Consider the following 17,012-nt stretch of genomic DNA (forward strand, 5'->3'; position numbering starts at 1 on the left):
CCCCGGTCGAGGGGCCGGATCAGGCCGAGAGGTCGGCGAGCTCCTCGTCGAGGCGCGCCAGGCTCTTCTCGATCCGACGCCGCTTGAGCAGGGAGGCGTCGGCGAGGGCGGCCGTGAGGCGCTGCCGCTCCACCTCGGCGAGCGTGCGGCGCGCGGCGCGCAGCTGCTCCTCCTGCTCCTTCTCGCGCTCCTCGGGCGTGAGCTTCCGCGCCGAGATGCCGGCGTCGCTCATGCCGATCGAGATCCACGAGGCGACGATCAGGATCACCTGGCAGACGAGGTTGAACCAGATCAGCAGACCGATGAGCACCGCGAAGGAGGCGAGCAGCGGGTTCCGCGACGCGCCTCCGAGCAGCTGGGTCCCGAGGACCTTCAGCGCGCCGAGAGCGATGCCGCCCATCAGTGCGCCGACCCAGAGGTTCTTCCAGGGGATGGGGATGCCCGACAGGATCCGGAACGACCCCGCGAGCGTCGCGGTGTCGAGCGCGAGCATGATCAGGAGTCCGACCGCACCACCGGTGATGCGCCCGAGCTCCGAGTCGCTGCCGACGCCGAGGAAGTCGAGGGCGACGTCGACGAACGTGGTCGAGAACACCGAGAGGGCAGCGGAGACGAGCAGCACCGCTCCGAAGACGAGCGCGAGGCCGGCGTCCTTGAGCTTCAGGAGGACGAACAGCGTCGTCGGACCGGGGAGGGCGAAGAGGATGCGGACCGCCTGGCGCAGGCTGCCGAGGAAGTTCAGCGCCGTCCAGAGCAGGACCGCGGCGGCGGTGACTCCGGTCCAGCCGAGGATCGACTGGTCCAGCAGCGTGTCGACGGAGACGAGGGAGCCTTTGCCGCCGATCAGCCCGGGGATCGAGCGCTGCACGATGCCGATGAGGGAGTCGCGCAGGACGGTGTCCCCACGGACCCAGAATCCGAAGACGGCGAAGAACACGAACAGCGCGCCGAAGACGGCGAACAGCGCCTGGAACGCCAGCCCCGAGGCGAAGAGCGGCCCGCCGGTCTCGGAGTAGTGCAGGAGGACCCGCAGGGGCCGCGTGCGCAGGACCCGCTCGATCAGCGCCGGGATGCCGCGCGGGGTGTCTGCCGCCTCCGTCATGCCTCCAGGGTAGGGCCGCCGTCCGTGTCGGCTGTCACCCGAGCGGGGAGGGAGCCCGGGAACGACGAACGGCCCGCCGGATCAGGGATCCGAGGGGCCGTTCGAGGGGTGCGATCAGGCGCGGCCGCGGATGACCGCCTGCTTGACCTCGGCGATCGCCTGGGTGATCTGGATGCCGCGCGGGCACGCCTCGGTGCAGTTGAAGGTCGTGCGGCAGCGCCACACGCCCTCCTTGTCGTTGAGGATGTCGAGGCGCGCTCCACCCGCGTCGTCGCGCGAGTCGAAGATGAAGCGGTGCGCGTTCACGATCGCAGCCGGGCCGAAGTACTGGCCGTCGGTCCAGAACACGGGGCAGGACGAGGTGCACGCGGCGCAGAGGATGCACTTGGTGGTGTCGTCGAAGCGGGCGCGGTCGGCGACCGACTGCACGCGCTCCTTGCCCTTGGGCGCCGGGGTGTTGGCGATCAGGAACGGCTGCACCTCGCGGAACGACGCGAAGAACGGCTCCATGTCGACGACGAGGTCCTTCTCGAGGGGCAGGCCCTTGATCGCCTCGATGTAGATCGGCTGCGAAATGTCGAGATCCTTGATCAGCGTCTTGCAGGCCAGGCGGTTGCGCCCGTTGATGCGCATCGCGTCCGAGCCGCAGATGCCGTGCGCGCAGGAGCGGCGGAAGGTCAGCGACCCGTCCTGGTCCCACTTGATGCGGTGCAGCGCATCAAGGACGCGGTCGGTCGAGTACATCTCGACGTCGAAGTCCTGCCAGCGCGGCTCGGCGTCCACCTCGGGGTCGAAGCGGCGGATGATGAACGTGACGGTGAACGCCTCCGGGGCGGCGGGGGCCGCGGGGGGCTGCTCGAGGGTAGCGGTCGACATGGCTAGTACTTCCTCTCCATCGGCTGGTACCGGGTGATCACGACGGGCTTCCAGTCGAGCCGGATGTGGTCACCGGCATCGGAGGAGTGGGCGTCACCGGAGAGGTACGCCATCGTGTGCTGCATGTAGTTGTCGTCGTCGCGCTTGGGGAAGTCGTCGCGCATGTGACCGCCCCGGCTCTCCTTGCGGTTGCGCGCCGAGAAGACGACGACCTCGGCGAGGTCCAGGAGGAAGCCGAGCTCGACGGCCTCCAGGAGATCGGTGTTGAAGCGCTTGCCCTTGTCCTGGACCGAGATGTTGCGGAACCGGTCGCGCAGGCGCTGGATGGTGCCGGTGACCTGCTCGAGCGACTCGTCGGTGCGGAACACCTGGGCGTTCTTGTCCATCTCGTCCTGCAGCTCCTTGCGGATCGAGGCGATCCGCTCGGTGCCGGTGGCGTCGCGGAGCGAGGCGAGCATGTCGCGGATCGCTCCGGCCGGGTCGGCGGGCAGGGGAGTGAAGTCGACGGTCTTGGCGTAGTCGGCGGCGTTGTTGCCGCTGCGCTTGCCGAAGACGTTGATGTCGAGGAGGGAGTTGGTGCCGAGGCGGTTCGACCCGTGGACCGACACGCAGGCGCACTCGCCGGCGGCGTAGAGGCCGGGGACGACCGTGGTGTTGTCCGAGAGGACCTCGGCCTTCACGTTCGTGGGGATGCCGCCCATCGCGTAGTGCGCGGTCGGCATGACCGGAACCGGCTCGACGACCGGGTCGACACCAAGGTAGGTGCGGGCGAACTCGGTGATGTCCGGGAGCTTGGTCTCGAGGACCTCCGCGCCCAGGTGCGTGCAGTCCAGTAGCACGTAGTCCTTGTGCGGTCCGGCGCCCCGGCCCTCCGCGACCTCCTGGACCATGCAGCGGGCGACGATGTCGCGGGGTGCGAGGTCCTTGATGGTCGGGGCGTAGCGCTCCATGAAGCGCTCACCCGAGGCGTTGCGCAGGATCGCGCCCTCTCCTCGCGCTCCCTCGGTGAGGAGGATGCCGAGACCGGCGAGGCCGGTCGGGTGGAACTGGAAGAACTCCATGTCCTCGAGGGGCAGGCCCTTGCGCCAGATGATGCCGACTCCGTCGCCGGTGAGCGTGTGCGCGTTCGAGGTGGTCTTGTAGATCTTGCCGAAGCCGCCAGTCGCGAAGATGATCGCCTTCGCCTGGAACACGTGCAGCTCGCCGGTCGCGAGCTCGTAGGCCACGACTCCGGACGGCTTGTCGACGCCGTCGACCTTCGTCATCACGAGGTCGAGGACGTAGAACTCGTTGTAGAAGTTGATGCCCAGGCGGACGCAGTTCTGGAACAGCGTCTGCAGGATCATGTGGCCGGTGCGGTCGGCCGCATAGCAGGCCCGGCGCACGGGCGCCTTGCCGTGGTCGCGGGTGTGACCGCCGAAGCGGCGCTGGTCGATCTTGCCGTCCTCGGTGCGGTTGAAGGGCAGGCCCATGTTCTCGAGGTCGATGACCGCGTCGATGGCCTCCTTCGCGAGGATCTCGGCCGCGTCCTGGTCGACGAGGTAGTCGCCGCCCTTGACCGTGTCGAAGGTGTGCCACTCCCAGCTGTCCTCCTCGACGTTCGCGAGCGCGGCGGCCATGCCGCCCTGCGCCGCCCCGGTGTGGGAGCGCGTCGGGTAGAGCTTCGAGATCACGGCGGTCTTCGCCTTGGGTCCGGCCTCGATGGCCGCCCGCATCCCCGCGCCACCGGCGCCGACGATGACCACGTCGAACTGGTGGTAGTGGACGCCGTCGGGTCCGACGGTCTGCGTGAAGGCGCTCTGGTCGCCGCCGGTGTGTACGTGGCCTGCTGTGCTCACTGGGTGGGTGCTCCGTTGTGCGGGTGAGGAGGACGGGAGGGGGTGCCTGACCCGGGAGGAGGCGCCGCGGTGATCCGCAGCGCCTCCTCCCTGGGTGTCAGCGGTGCGTCACGCGCCGCAGAAGGACGGCAGCAGCTCGGCCGCCGTGTTCGGCGGGCACGGATCGAACGCGAAGACGACCCAGGTTCCGAGGACGATCAGGGAGACGACGGCCACGAGGATGCCGCCCTTGAACGCGCGGGCGAGCAGCGGGGAGGTCGCGTAGTCGTTGACCAGCGTGCGCATGCCGTTGCCGCCGTGGATGAGGGCGAGCCACAGCATCAGGACGTCCCACCACTGCCAGAACGGGTTCGCCAGCTTGCCGCCGACGAAGCCGAAGTCGATGGCCTTGATGCCGTCGCCCAGGAGGAGGTTGTAGATCAGGTGGCCGAAGATCAGGACGATCAGCACGACGCCGGAGGCGCGCATGTAGATCCAGCCCCACTTCTCCCAGTTCGTCCCGGAGGAGCGGGTCGGGGTGTGCGGCGTGCGGGGGGCGGCGACGGTGCTCATTCCCCTCCTCCTCGCTGAAGACGAACATGAGGTGGCGCGGGGCGAAGCCGAGCATCAGCACGACCCACAGGCCGATGACGACCCAGAACAGCAGGCGCTGGTTGCGGGTCGCCCAGCTCCAGAAGTCGACCAGGATGATGCGCAGGCCGTTGAGGGCGTGGAAGGCGATCGCGCCCACCAGACCCGTCTCGCCGAGGCCCATGACCGGGTTCTTGTAGGTCCCGATGACCGCGTCGTACGCCTCGGGGCTCACCGCGATGAGAGCCGAGTCGAGGACGTGGACGAGGAGGAAGAAGAAGATGGCGACACCGGTGATCCGGTGGAGCACCCACGACCACATGCCTTCGCGACCGCGGTAGAGGGTTCCGGCCGGACGCCGGATCTTCCCCTGCTTCCGGGGTGCGAGGGTCTGAGCAGCTTGAACTGACACGGACAACCCTCCCTGGTTGTGCACTCCGACGGCCTGACCTGCTCCGCGTCTCGTGGACGTGGACGGGGCGGGGGAGCGACGAGAATATCGCCCTCCGATTCTAAACGGCGATCGGATCAAGCGCGGCTAAGGCGAGCCTTAGCTGCGGTGCTCCACAACCGCCGGCACTCCGACGGCGGCGTAGTGCGCGAGCAGCTCGTCGGTGAGCGCGCTCCAGGTGCGGTGCAGCACGCGACGGCGACCCGCTTCGCCGAGCCTGGCGCGCAGCGCGGGGTCGCGGGTGAGGCGCTCGACCTGACGGCGCAGATCGGAGTCGCTCTCGGGCGCGTAGAGCAGACCGTCCACCCCGTGCTCGATCAGGTCCGTCGGCCCGCCCGCGTGCGGGGCGACCACCGCGGTGCCGGACGCCTGCGCCTCCTGCACCGTCTGGCCGAAGGTCTCCTCGGTGCCGGTGTGCACGAACACGTCGAGGGCGGCGTAGACCGCCGGCAGCCGCTCCCCGTCGAGGCGGCCGAGCATGCGCGCGCGCGATCCCAGAGCCGAGGCGACCCGGGCGGAGGAGGGACCGTACCCGCCGACGACCAGATCGGTCCTCGGGAGCGAGGTGAGGGCGGCCAGTCGCTCCACCCTCTTCTCGGGAGAGAGCCGGCCGATGTAGCCGACGAGGGAGTCCCCGGCGCCGAGCCCGGCGCGCACGTCGTGCGCATAGGAGGAGGAGCGCATCCGCGGGTGGAAGCGATCGCTCTGCACTCCCCGTCCCCAGAGCGCCGTCCGCTCGATGCCCGCCGCGGCCAGGTCGTCGAGGGCGCTGCTCGACGGTGCGAGCGTGAGATCGGCCCCGGCGTGGATCTGGCGGATCACCTTCCAAGCGAGCGCCCGCGCTCCGCGGATCCCGTAGCGCGCCGCGAAGCGGGCGACGTCGGTCTGGTAGACGGCCACGCTCGGCACTCCGAGTCGGCCGGCGGAGGCGATGGCCCGCGCCCCCAGGAGGAACGGCGAGGCGACGTGGACGACGTCCGGCGCGAAGTCGGCCAGCTCGCGGGTCAGGGCGAGCGTCGGGATCCCGACGGGGAACTCGCGGTAGGCGATGGCGGGATGCTCCACCACCCGGTGACCGGCGTAGCGGGCGGGCGCGCCCGCGGCGGGGCAGACGACCAGGGCCTCGATCCCGCGGGCCGCGAACTCGTCGAGCACCCGCAGGACGCTCGTGGTCACGCCGTTCAACGACGGCAGGAAGCTCTCGGTGACGACCGCGACTCTCACAACCCGGACGCTACGGCTCCCGCGTGAACGGGGGAGCGCCGCCCGGTGAACGGACGGTCGCGGCCGGGCGCCCTTGTATCCTGCGGACATGACATCACCTGAGACCGATGGCCGCGCCCCGCTCGACCGCTTCTACAGCGTGATCCCCGCAGGCGGGATCGGCTCGAGGCTGTGGCCGCTCTCCCGGGCGGACGCCCCGAAGTTCCTGCACGACCTGACCGGCTCCGGCCAGACCCTGCTGCGCGACACCTGGGACCGGCTCGCGCCGATCTCGGGCGCCGACCGGATCATGGTGGTCACCGGGCGCGCGCACCGCGCCGCCGTCGAGCGCCAGCTGGAGCGCCTCGAGGACCTCAACGTCGTCCTCGAGAGCGAGCCGCGCGACTCCTCCGCGGCGATCGGCCTGGCCGCCGCGATCCTCGAGCGCCGCGAGCCCGGAGTGATCATCGGCTCGTTCGCCGCCGATCACGTCATCAGCGGGCAGCACCTCTTCCACGACGCCGTCGCGGAGGCGGTCATCGCCGCCGACGCCGGTTACATCGCGACGATCGGCATCACGCCGACCGAGCCGGCGGTGGGCTTCGGCTACATCAAGACGGGTGCTCACCTCGGGATCGACGGCGCCGCGCACACGCTCGCCGTCGACTCCTTCGTCGAGAAGCCCGATGCCGAGACGGCCCGCCGCTACGTCGGCAGCGGGCAGTACCTCTGGAACGCGGGCATGTTCATCGCGCGCGCCGATCGGCTCCTCGAGGAGCTGGGCCGCTCCAAGCCGAAGCTGCTCGCCGGGCTGCTCGAGCTCGCCGAGGCGTGGGACACCCCGGAGCGCGGCGCCGTCGTCGACCGCATCTGGCCGGGTCTGGAGAAGATCGCCATCGACTACTCCGTCGCCGAGCCGGCCGCCGCGGCGGGCAAGCTCGCCGTGATCCCCGGGCACTTCTCGTGGGACGACGTCGGGGACTTCGCCTCCATCGCCAAGCTGCACGCGAGCGGTCTGCGCTCGGACCTCGCGATCCTCGGCGAGGACGCCCGCGTCCTGGCGGACTCCGCGACCGGCATCGTCGTCAGCGGCGGCAACCGCACGATCGCCCTGATCGGAGTGAAGGACATCGTCGTCGTGGACACCCCCGACGCCCTCCTCGTCACCACCACCGAGAACGCCCAGAAGGTCAAGGGCGTCGTCGACGCCCTCCGCCTCTCGGGCCGCACCGACGTCCTCTAGCCCCCCGAAGCGCGGCCTCCCTCCGGAGCGCCGCGCTTCGTCGTTCCCACCCCCGGGCCTCGGCAGCGCGACCCTCCCTCTGTCCGCACCCGTCCGCGCGCAGCGCGCAGGGGGCCGAGCAGCTCGGAACCTCGAGCGCACGGTGGAGGGCCGTGAGCGTAGATCGCGTGCCAGCGATGTCCGCCAGCCCGAAGCACCTTGCTCTCGGAAACGCGCCACCTCTGAGAGCCGTCCGCGGTGGAGGAGGCGCTCAGCGCCTCCTCCACAAAATCAACACTGTGTAACGACTTCCGAACGCTGTCCCCGGGAGCCGTGAGTGAATCGTCACATTGGGTAACGTGAGCGGATCGACGCCCTGCTGCGCACGACGCTCGGGCCGAATCCTGGAGGACGAATCTCTTGACTATCACCACGCGTAAGGCCGCGTTCGGCGGTCTGGCCGCACTGGGCGTCACCGCGCTTCTCGCCGGCTGCGCCTCCGCTCCCGAGGAGGGCGACTCGGGCGCCGCCGCGGGCAGCGACTTCCTGCCCTGCATGGTCTCCGATGCCGGAGGCTTCGACGACAAGTCCTTCAACGAGCTCGGCTACACGGGTCTCGTCGAGGCCGCGGACGAGCTGGGCGTCGATCCCATCGACGTGACCTCGGAGTCCGAGACGGACTACGCCCCGAACCTGACGAGCCTCGTCGACCAGGGCTGCAACCTGATCATCACCGTCGGCTTCGCTCTCGCGGATGCGACCAAGGCCGCGGCCGAGGCGAACACCGACATCGACTTCGCGATCATCGACGACGCCTCGATCGATCTCGAGAACGTCAAGCCGATCACGTTCGACACGTCGCAGTCCGCGTTCCTCGCGGGCTACGCTGCCGCGTCGTACTCGAAGACCGGTGTCGTCGGCACGTACGGCGGACAGCCGTACCCGACCGTCACGATCTTCATGGACGGCTACGCCGACGGCGTCGCGTACTACAACGAGCAAAAGGGCGCCGACGTCAAGGTCGTCGGCTGGGATGTCGCGTCGCAGAACGGCTCCTTCACCGGCGGCTTCGCGCCGGGCGTCGAGGCCAAGTCGGCCGCTCAGTCGCTGATCGACCAGAACGCGGACGTCATCCTCCCCGTCGGCGGTCCGATCTTCCAGTCCGCGATCGAGGCCATCCGCGACTCCGGCAAGGAGATCGCGATGGTCGGTGTCGACGCCGACCTGTACGAGACGTACCCGGACGGCGGCGACCTCTACCTGACGTCGATCCTCAAGGGCATCAAGGAGGGCACGTCCGACGTGACCGCCTCGGCCGGCGCCGGCGAGTTCGACGCCACGCCGTACGTCGGCACGCTGGAGAACGACGGAGTGGGCATCGCCCCGTTCCACGACTTCGAGTCGAAGGTCTCGCCGGACCTGCAGGGCGAGCTGGACGCGATCACCGAGGGCATCATCGACGGGTCGATCACCGTCGAGTCGCCGTCGGCGCCCGCCGCCTCCTAGTCGACGGGAAGAGGCCGGCCGGCCCCGGGAGTCCTCCCGGAGCCGGCCGGCCTCTTTTCTCTGCCGCTGGGTGATCCCCCGCGGGCACCGCCGGCGCGGCACGCGTCCTCCCTGTCGCTGATCGTCCTCGAGCCCCGCCGACGTCGGGAGCCTCGCTGAAAGTTAGATTGGTTCCATGAAGCTCGAACTGCGGGGCATCACGAAGCGCTTCGGCGCCCTCGTGGCCAACGACCACATCGATCTCACCGTCGAACCCGGTGAGATCCACTGCCTCCTGGGCGAGAACGGCGCCGGCAAGTCGACGCTGATGAACGTGCTCTACGGCCTCTATCAGGCCGAGGAGGGCGAGATCCTGCTCGACGACGTCGTCCAGCACTTCTCGGGGCCGGGCGACGCCATGAAGGCGGGCATCGGCATGGTGCACCAGCACTTCATGCTGGTGCCGGTCTTCTCCGTCGCCGAGAACGTGATGCTCGGGCACGAGCAGACGAAGTCCGGCGGCCGCCTCGATCTGGCCGCGGCCCGCACGCGGGTCCGCGAGATCTCGGACCGCTTCGGCTTCGACGTCGATCCCGATGCGATCGTCGAGGATCTGCCCGTCGGCGTCCAGCAGCGCGTCGAGATCATCAAGGCGCTCTCGCGCGATGCCCGGGTCCTCGTGTTCGACGAGCCGACCGCGGTGCTCACCCCGCAGGAGACCGACGAGCTGATCGCGATCATGCGCCAGCTGCGCGCCGCCGGTACCGCCATCGTCTTCATCACCCACAAGCTGCGCGAGGTGCGCGAGGTCGGCGACCGCATCACGGTCATCCGCCTCGGCAAGGTCGTCGGCGAGGCCTCGCCCACCGCGAGCAACGCCGAGCTGGCCTCGCTGATGGTGGGCCGCGCCGTCGAGCTGACCGTGCAGAAGGAGCCGGCCCGCGCCGGCGACGAGGCGCTGGTCGTCAGCGGCCTCACGGTCCGCGACGCGAACGGGCAGGCCGTCGTCGACGACGTCTCGTTCGAGGTCCGCCGCGGCGAGATCCTGGCGATCGCCGGCGTGCAGGGCAACGGCCAGACCGAGCTCACCGAGGCGATCATGGGGCTGCAGGAGCGGGTCGAGGGCGCCGTGACCCTCGACGGCAAGCGGCTCGACGGACTCTCCGTGCGCCGCGTCCTCGACTCCGGTGTCGGCTTCGTGCCCGAGGACCGGACCGAGGACGGCCTGGTGGCCGAGTTCACGATCGCCGAGAACCTGATGCTCGACCGCAGCGACGGGGGCCCCTTCGTGAAGGGCCTGAACCTCCGGCTCAAGGAGCTCGACCGGTTCGCGGAGGAGCGGGTGCGCGAGTTCGACGTCCGGGCACAGGGGATCGGAACCCACGTCGGCCGGCTCTCGGGCGGCAACCAGCAGAAGGTCGTCCTCGCCCGCGAGCTCAGCCGCGAACTGCGGCTGTTCATCGCCGCGCAGCCCACTCGCGGAATCGACGTCGGCTCGATCGAGTTCGTCCACAAGCGCATCGTCGAGACCCGAGACACCGGGGTGCCCGTGATCGTCGTCTCCACCGAGCTCGATGAAGTGGCCGCGCTGGCCGACCGCATCGCGGTCATGTACAAGGGCGGCATCATCGGGATCGTGCCCGCCGACACCCCCCGCGACGTGCTGGGACTCATGATGGCCGGGCAGTCGCCCGCCGAGAAGGGAGCGGCGGCGTGAGCGACGCGCAACTGCCCGCGGTCGACCCCGACGCGGAGACCGAGAAGTCCACCGGCCTCGAGCCCGGCCAGAAGCCGGGTCAGGAGGCGCGCCCCGGCGCTGTCGAGAGCGGCGCGTCCCGCGTGCTCCGCGAGATCCTCTCGGGCACCGCTCTCATGTCGGTGCTCGCCGTGCTGCTCTCGCTGATCGCGGGCGGCGTGCTGATCGCGGCGACGGACCCCGACGTCCAGGAGGCGTCCGGCTACTTCTTCGCCCGTCCGGTCGACACCCTGCAGGCGATCTGGCAGTCGGTCGCCGGGGCGTACTCCTCCCTCTTCCAGGGTTCCGTCTACAACTTCCGGCGCGAGGGCTTCGCCAACGGCATCAAGCCGCTGACCGACACGCTCGCCTTCGCGACTCCGCTCATCGCGGGCGGCCTCGGGGTCGCCCTCGCCTTCCGCGTCGGCCTCTTCAACATCGGCGGCCGCGGGCAGATGCTGATCGCCGCGGCGTGCGCGGGCTGGGTCGGCTTCTCGTTCGACCTGCCGTGGGGCGTGCACCTCGTCGTCGCGCTCGCAGCGGGCATCCTCGGAGGCGCTCTCTGGGGCGGACTCGTGGGCCTGCTGAAGGCCCGCACCGGCGCCCACGAGGTGATCCTCACGATCATGCTCAACTACGTCGCGTTCTACCTGATCTCGTACCTGCTGCGCACCCCGGGCGCCCTCCAGGCTCCGGGCTCGAACAACCCCAAGACCCCTGCGATGAAGGAGACGGCGGTGTTCCCGTCGCTGCTCGGGCCGAGCTACTCCCTGACCCTCGGGTTCGTGTTCGCGATCCTCGCGACCGTCTTCGTGTGGTGGCTGCTCAACCGCTCGAGCATCGGCTTCAAGTTCCGGGCGGTGGGCGAGAACCCGCACGCGGCTCGGGTGGCGGGCATCGACGTCAAGAACAGCTACGTGTACGCGATGCTCCTCTCCGGCGGCCTGCTCGGCCTCGCGGGCAGTGCCCAGGTGATGGGCACGGTCACCACCGGGTTCACCTCCGGGATCGACGCCGGCATCGGGTTCGACGCGATCACGGTGGCGCTCCTCGGGCGCTCGCGGCCGTGGGGCGTCTTCTTCGCCGGCATCCTGTTCGGCGCCTTCAAGGCCGGCGGCTACTCGATGCAGGCGGCGCAGGGGGTCCCGATCGACGTGGTCCTCGTCGTCCAGTCGCTGATCGTCCTCTTCATCGCCGCGCCGCCGCTGGTGCGCGCGATCTTCCGCCTGCCCACTCCCGGGGCCGCCCCGAGACGCCGCACGCGCCGAGCCTCGGAGGTCTCCGCATGACCGGCCTCGCCACCACAGCCCACGTCGACGCCTCGCGCGTGCCCGTGCGCAGCTGGAAGGCGCCGATCGCGTTCGGGGTCTTCTCCCTCCTCGCGATCGTCCTCTTCGTCGTCGCGGGGCGCGACGGCACGAGCTCGTTCCGCCTCGCAGCGGGCGGCGACTTCTTCGCCCTGCCCGACCTCCCCTTCCCGACCCGGCCGACCGGCGTCGTCGTGGCCGTCGCCACTGTCGCGCTCACCGTGCTCGCCGCGATGACGGCCCGTGCGGCGCGGCGCATCCCGCTGTGGTTCTCGACGGTGTTCGCGCTCGTCTTCCTGCTCGGCTTCCTCGTCTGGGCCTCGGCCGGAGCGACCCTGCCCGTCTCGGGACTGCTGCTCGGCACCGTCGGCCTCGCCACTCCGCTGATCTTCGGATCCCTCGGCGGCGTCATCTCGGAGCGCGTCGGCGTCGTCAACGTCGCGATCGAGGGGCAGCTCCTCGCGGGCGCGTTCACGGCCGCGGTCGTCGCGTCGATCACGCGTCAGCCGATCCTGGGCCTGGTCGCGGCGATGCTGGCGAGCGTGCTCGTCTCGTTCGTGCTCGCGGCCTTCGCGATCAAGTACGTCGTCGACCAGGTCATCGTGGGAGTGGTCCTGAACGTCCTCGTGACGGGTCTGACGAGCTTCCTCTACTCGCAGGTCCTCACCTCCGACGCCGAGACCTTCAACTCGCCGGTGCAATTCGAGACCCTGCCGATCCCGGTGCTCAGCCAGATCCCGGTGATCGGCGCGGTGCTCTTCAAGCAGTCCGTGATCGTCTACCTGATGTACGTCGCCATCGCCGCCGTCTGGTGGGGGCTCTTCAAGACGAAGTGGGGACTGCGCCTGCGCGCGGTCGGCGAGCACCCGCAGGCGGCCGACACGGTCGGCATCGACGTGGCGCGCACCCGCTTCTGGAACGTGTCCCTCGCGGGAGCGATCGCCGGCATCGGCGGCGCGTACTACACGCTCGACGCCGTCGGGGCCTTCGGCAAGGAGATGACGGCGGGTGCGGGCTTCATCGCCCTGGCCGCGGTGATCTTCGGCCGGTGGGACCCGATCAAGGCGACGCTCGCGTCCCTCCTGTTCGGCTTCGCGACGAACCTGCAGAACGTGCTCGGCGTGATCGGCTCGCCCGTCCCGAGCGAGTTCATGCTGATGCTCCCGTACCTGGTCACGATCTTCGCCGTGGCGGGTCTCGTCGGCCAGTCCCGCGGACCGGCGGCCGCCGGCAAGCCGTACCTGAAGTCCTGAGAGGGGTCCCGTGACCGACATCGACTGGGAGGCGCTGCGCGCCGCCGCGAACGACGCCATGGGCCGCGCCTACGCCCCGTACTCGAACTTCCCGGTCGGAGCGGCGGCCCTCGTCGACGACGGCCGGATCGTCTCCGGCTGCAACGTCGAGAACGCCTCGTACGGCATCGGCCTCTGCGCCGAGTGCGCGCTGGTCTCGTCCCTGCACATGACCGGCGGCGGCAAGCTCGTCGCCTTCACGTGCGTCGACGGCAACGGTGCGACGCTCATGCCCTGCGGCCGCTGCCGTCAGCTCCTGTTCGAGCACTCCGCGGAGGGGATGGTCCTCGAGACCGTCTCGGGACTGCGGAGCATCGACGAGGTCATCCCCGACGCGTTCGGCCCCCGCACCCTCCAGGCCTACGCGGGGGAGTAGCGGCGCCGCCGCCCCCGCCCCCGCCCGCCCCGCACACGAATCGAGCACCGCCATGACCGGCTCCACTCCCGTCGAGGCCTTCGACGCCGTCGACATCATCCGCACCAAGCGCGACAGGGGCTCCCTGTCGACCGCGCAGATCGACTGGCTGATCGACGCGTACACCCGCGGCTACGTCGCCGACGAGCAGATGGCCGCCTTCGCGATGGCCGTCCTGCTGAACGGGATGGGGCGTGACGAGATCCGCGACCTGACGCTGGCGATGATCGCGAGCGGCGAGCGGATGCACTTCGACGGGCTCGGCAAGAGGACGGTCGACAAGCACTCGACCGGGGGAGTCGGCGACAAGATCACGCTGCCTCTGATGCCGCTCGTCGCGTCGTTCGGCGTCGCGGTGCCGCAGCTGTCCGGTCGGGGACTCGGCCACACCGGCGGGACCCTCGACAAGCTGGAGTCGATCCCCGGCTGGCGCGCCGAGCTGGGCAACGACGAGATGTTCGAGCAGCTGCGCACTGTCGGCGGAGTGGTCTGCGCCGCCGGCTCGGGACTCGCGCCGGCCGACAAGAAGCTCTACGCCCTGCGCGACATCACGGGGACGGTGGAGGCGATCCCGCTGATCGCCTCCTCGATCATGTCGAAGAAGATCGCGGAGGGGACCGATGCGCTGGTGCTCGACGTCAAGTTCGGCTCCGGCGCCTTCATGGTCGACATCGAGCGCTCGCGCGAGCTGGCGCGCGCCATGGTCGACCTCGGGAACGACGCGGGGGTGCGCACCACGGCCCTGCTCACGAACATGAACGTGCCGCTCGGGCTCGCCATCGGCAACGCCAACGAGGTCCGGGAGTCGGTCGAGGTCCTCGCCGGCGGCGGCCCCGCCGATGTACGGGAGCTCACGCTCGCCCTCGCCCGCGAGATGCTCGCGCTGGCGGGCCTCCCGGACGCCGATGTCGAGCGGGCGCTCGACGGCGGCGCGGCGATGGACACCTGGAACGCGGTGATCCGCGCCCAGGGCGGCGATCCGACGGCGGCCCTCCCCGTCGCCCGCGAGACGCACGTCGTCCTTGCGGAGCGCGACGGAGTGCTGGTGGAGCAGCGGGCGCTGCCGTTCGGCATCGCTGCCTGGCGCCTGGGAGCGGGTCGGGCGCGCCAGCAGGACGCCGTGCAGCACGCCGCGGGCATCGACCTGCACGCCAAGCCGGGCGACGGGGTGCGCAGGGGCGACCCGCTGCTCACCCTCTCGGCCGATGAGCCCGCGCGGTTCGAGCGTGCTCTCGCCGCGCTCGAGGGCGCCTACCGCATCGGCGACGAGGGCGAGGCCGTCCTCGACGGCGGACCGCTCGTGGCGGAGCGCATCGCCTGAGGCGTCAGAGGCGGGCGACCGTCCCGATCACCAGATCCCAGAAGCGGTCGGAGTCGATCGCCGTCGCCACGGAGGTCCGGCAGCCGACCGGAGCGGTGGTGCGCAGATCGGCGACCGTCATGCCGACGGTGTGCTCGCCGCGCAGCTCCACCGTGAGCGGGGCACGGCGCACCTCCAGGACCGACGGGTCGATGACGTACGCCACCGCGACCGGATCGTGCACCGGGGGCGCGTCGAAGCCCTGCGCGTCGCGGTAGCTCGCCGCGAAGAAGTCGAGGAGCCCGACGCAGAAGCGGCCGACCTCGGAGTCGACGCCGCGGAACCGGGCGACGACGTCCTCCGTCGCGAGTGCCCGGTGCGTGACGTCGAGGCCGACCATGGTGACGTCCCAGCCGGCGCCGAAGACGATGTGGGCCGCCTCCGGGTCGGCGAGGATGTTGAACTCCGCGGTCGCCGTCCAGTTGCCGCCCTGCACCCCTCCGCCCATGAGGACGACCTCGCGGACGAGCTCCGCGAGTCGCGGCTCGCGCCGGACCGCCATCGCGATGTTGGTGAGCGGTCCGGTCGGCACCAGTGTGATCGAGCCAGGGGGTGCTGCGAGGACCTCCTCGATGATCAGGTCGACGGCGTGGCGGGGATCGAGGGCCGGGCGCCGCTCCGGGAGAGCCGGACCGTCCATGCCGCTCTCGCCGTGGATGTCCGGCGCGGGCTCGGCGTCGCGCACGAGGGGGCGGTGCATCCCGGCGGCGATCGGGACGCCCGTCAGTCCGGCGATCGCGGCGACCGCGCGAGCGTTGGCGGTCACCTTCTCCAGCGTCTGGTTGCCCGCCACCGTGGTGATCGCGACCAGCTCGATCGCGGGGCTGCCGTGGGCGAGGAGGATCGCCAGCGCGTCGTCGTGGCCGGGGTCGCAGTCCAGGATGATCCGTCGTCCGCTCATACCCGCACCCTACGCGGCTCCTCCCCAGCCGCGGATCCGTGCCGTCTCCACGGGGTGCGGAGTGCTCCCGTCACGGCGTCGGCACTCGGCAGTAGGGTGGTCCGCGAACCGTCGCCCGACACCGAGGAGCACCGTGACCGACACCATCGAGGAGTACCTCCTCCCGGGCGAGGGCATCCTCATCGACGAGCTGCCGAAGGTCTCGCTGCACGATCACCTCGACGGGGGCTCCGCCCCGAGACGATCCTCGAGCTCGCCGCGTCCGCCGGCGTCGCCGTGCCGGCCGACGAGCCCGAAGCGCTGCGCCGCTGGATCACGACCACCGCCGACTCCGGATCGCTGACCGACTACATCGCGACGTTCGAGACGACGGTCTCGGTGATGCAGACCGCGCCCGCCCTCGAGCGCGTCGCGCGCGAGTTCGTGCTCGATCTCGCCGCCGACGGGGTCGTGCACGGCGAGGTCCGCTGGGCGCCCGAGCAGCACCTGCGTTCGGGGCTCACACTCGACGCGGCGGTCGAGGCCGTGCAGGAGGGACTGCAGCAGGGCGTCCAGGAGGCCGCTGCCCGGGGCTCGCGCCTGCGGGTGGGCCAGCTGATCACGGCGATGCGCCACACCGACCGCTCGCTCGAGATCGCCGAGCTCGCCCTCCGGCACCGCGAGCGCGGAGCCCTTGGCTTCGACATCGCCGGCGCCGAGGCGGGCTTCCCCGCCTCCCGCCACCGCCCGGCCTTCGAGCTCCTCGCGGCCGCGCACTTCCCGACGACGGTCCATGCGGGCGAGGCCGATGGTCTCGACAGCATCCGCTCCGCCCTCCTCGACGGCCGGGCCCTCCGCCTCGGCCACGGAGTGCGGCTCGCCGAGGACATCGCGATCGAGCGCCAGGACGACGACGCGAGCTACGTGACCCTCGGCGAGCTGTCCGAGTGGGTGAAGGACCGCAGGATCGCCCTCGAGCTCAGCCCGTCCTCGAACCTCCAGACCGGCGCCGTCGCGGCCTGGGGCACCGAGCTCGTCGACCACCCGTTCGACCTGCTCTACCAGCTGGGCTTCCGGGTGACCGTCAACACCGACAACCGCCTGATGAGCGGGACGACCCTCAGCCGTGAGCTCGCCCTGCTGTCGGACGCCTTCGGCTACGACCTCGACGACTTCGAGGTGTTCCAGATCAACGCCGCGGAGGCGAGCTTCCTCCCGCTGGACGAGCGCCGCGAGCTGATCGAGACGATCACCGCCGGCTTCGAAGCGGCCTGAC

Annotated in this window: 13 protein-coding genes and 2 pseudogenes; 8 read left to right on the forward strand and 7 right to left on the reverse strand. The window is 70.6% G+C overall.

The annotated features are described in order from the left end of the window. Positions 1 to 19: 19 nt before the first annotated feature. The 6 genes and pseudogenes from AC0CID_RS00465 to AC0CID_RS00490 all read right to left on the reverse strand — a co-directional run bounded on the left by AC0CID_RS00465 (position 20) and on the right by AC0CID_RS00490 (position 6,061). Positions 20 to 1,102: a YihY/virulence factor BrkB family protein gene (locus AC0CID_RS00465; protein WP_465225400.1), complete on the reverse strand. Its 1,083-nt coding sequence runs from the start codon at positions 1,100 to 1,102 to the stop codon at positions 20 to 22. A 114-nt stretch (positions 1,103 to 1,216) separates the two neighbouring features. Beyond that, entirely contained in the window at positions 1,217 to 1,978 is a 762-nt protein-coding gene (locus AC0CID_RS00470; protein ID WP_055787993.1) for a succinate dehydrogenase iron-sulfur subunit, read from the reverse strand. A gap of 2 nt (positions 1,979 to 1,980) precedes the next feature. Continuing rightward, positions 1,981 to 3,723, reverse strand: a complete 1,743-nt coding sequence (sdhA, locus tag AC0CID_RS00475) for a succinate dehydrogenase flavoprotein subunit (protein WP_230673091.1) — start codon at positions 3,721 to 3,723, stop codon at positions 1,981 to 1,983. 201 nt (positions 3,724 to 3,924) lie between these two features. Continuing rightward, a complete protein-coding gene (locus AC0CID_RS00480) occupies positions 3,925 to 4,368 on the reverse strand; it encodes a succinate dehydrogenase hydrophobic membrane anchor subunit (protein ID WP_251946468.1) in 444 nt (147 codons plus the stop codon). 10 nt (positions 4,369 to 4,378) lie between these two features. Next, positions 4,379 to 4,708, reverse strand: a pseudogene (sdhC, locus tag AC0CID_RS00485) (succinate dehydrogenase, cytochrome b556 subunit); the annotation flags it as partial. A 228-nt stretch (positions 4,709 to 4,936) separates the two neighbouring features. Beyond that, positions 4,937 to 6,061, reverse strand: a complete 1,125-nt coding sequence (locus AC0CID_RS00490; protein WP_465225401.1) for a glycosyltransferase family 4 protein — start codon at positions 6,059 to 6,061, stop codon at positions 4,937 to 4,939. A gap of 88 nt (positions 6,062 to 6,149) precedes the next feature. On the opposite strand from AC0CID_RS00490, the gene AC0CID_RS00495 reads away from it, so the two are divergent. From AC0CID_RS00495 to AC0CID_RS00525, 7 genes are all read left to right on the forward strand, one after another. Further along, positions 6,150 to 7,283: a mannose-1-phosphate guanylyltransferase gene (locus AC0CID_RS00495; RefSeq protein WP_207402864.1), complete on the forward strand. Its 1,134-nt coding sequence runs from the start codon at positions 6,150 to 6,152 to the stop codon at positions 7,281 to 7,283. A 399-nt stretch (positions 7,284 to 7,682) separates the two neighbouring features. Further along, positions 7,683 to 8,768 carry a BMP family lipoprotein gene (locus AC0CID_RS00500; RefSeq protein ID WP_465225402.1) on the forward strand — a complete coding sequence of 362 codons (1,086 nt, stop codon included), beginning with the start codon at positions 7,683 to 7,685 and terminating at the stop codon, positions 8,766 to 8,768. Positions 8,769 to 8,943: 175 nt separating this feature from the next. Beyond that, positions 8,944 to 10,464, forward strand: a complete 1,521-nt coding sequence (locus AC0CID_RS00505; RefSeq protein WP_465225403.1) for an ABC transporter ATP-binding protein — start codon at positions 8,944 to 8,946, stop codon at positions 10,462 to 10,464. Further along, positions 10,461 to 11,771 (forward strand): ABC transporter permease, encoded by a 1,311-nt coding sequence (locus tag AC0CID_RS00510; protein ID WP_465225404.1) that lies wholly within the window; start codon positions 10,461 to 10,463, stop codon positions 11,769 to 11,771. Before AC0CID_RS00505 ends, AC0CID_RS00510 begins: the two co-directional genes overlap by 4 nt. Further along, a complete protein-coding gene (locus AC0CID_RS00515; protein WP_465225405.1) occupies positions 11,768 to 13,042 on the forward strand; it encodes an ABC transporter permease in 1,275 nt (424 codons plus the stop codon). The genes AC0CID_RS00510 and AC0CID_RS00515 overlap by 4 nt, the downstream gene beginning before the upstream one ends. A 10-nt stretch (positions 13,043 to 13,052) precedes the next feature. After that, on the forward strand, positions 13,053 to 13,457 hold the full coding sequence (locus AC0CID_RS00520; RefSeq protein ID WP_207402869.1) for a cytidine deaminase: 405 nt from the start codon (positions 13,053 to 13,055) through the stop codon (positions 13,455 to 13,457). A 52-nt stretch (positions 13,458 to 13,509) separates the two neighbouring features. Further along, positions 13,510 to 14,817 carry a thymidine phosphorylase gene (locus tag AC0CID_RS00525; RefSeq protein ID WP_465225406.1) on the forward strand — a complete coding sequence of 436 codons (1,308 nt, stop codon included), beginning with the start codon at positions 13,510 to 13,512 and terminating at the stop codon, positions 14,815 to 14,817. A gap of 4 nt (positions 14,818 to 14,821) precedes the next feature. Here the strand turns inward: AC0CID_RS00525 and uriH are convergent, their stop codons facing one another. Continuing rightward, positions 14,822 to 15,757: a uridine-preferring nucleoside hydrolase UriH gene (gene uriH, locus AC0CID_RS00530; protein ID WP_465225407.1), complete on the reverse strand. Its 936-nt coding sequence runs from the start codon at positions 15,755 to 15,757 to the stop codon at positions 14,822 to 14,824. Between the two features lie 133 nt (positions 15,758 to 15,890). Between uriH and AC0CID_RS00535 the strand changes: the two are divergent. Then, positions 15,891 to 17,011 (forward strand): annotated as a pseudogene (locus tag AC0CID_RS00535) (adenosine deaminase). Position 17,012 lies beyond the last annotated feature (1 nt).

Source organism: Rathayibacter sp. AC451 (assembly GCF_979253095.1).

What these genes read in the sequence shown, in the direction of transcription:
- AC0CID_RS00465 (WP_465225400.1), bottom strand. Translation starts at nt 1,102, where the DNA reads ATGACGGAGGCGGCAGACACCCCGCGCGGCATCCCGGCGCTGATCGAG.
- AC0CID_RS00470 (WP_055787993.1), bottom strand. Translation starts at nt 1,978, where the DNA reads ATGTCGACCGCTACCCTCGAGCAGCCCCCCGCGGCCCCCGCCGCCCCG.
- AC0CID_RS00480 (WP_251946468.1), bottom strand. Translation starts at nt 4,368, where the DNA reads ATGAGCACCGTCGCCGCCCCCCGCACGCCGCACACCCCGACCCGCTCC.
- AC0CID_RS00495 (WP_207402864.1), top strand. Translation starts at nt 6,150, where the DNA reads ATGACATCACCTGAGACCGATGGCCGCGCCCCGCTCGACCGCTTCTAC.
- AC0CID_RS00505 (WP_465225403.1), top strand. Translation starts at nt 8,944, where the DNA reads ATGAAGCTCGAACTGCGGGGCATCACGAAGCGCTTCGGCGCCCTCGTG.
- AC0CID_RS00515 (WP_465225405.1), top strand. Translation starts at nt 11,768, where the DNA reads ATGACCGGCCTCGCCACCACAGCCCACGTCGACGCCTCGCGCGTGCCC.
- AC0CID_RS00525 (WP_465225406.1), top strand. Translation starts at nt 13,510, where the DNA reads ATGACCGGCTCCACTCCCGTCGAGGCCTTCGACGCCGTCGACATCATC.
- uriH (WP_465225407.1), bottom strand. Translation starts at nt 15,757, where the DNA reads ATGAGCGGACGACGGATCATCCTGGACTGCGACCCCGGCCACGACGAC.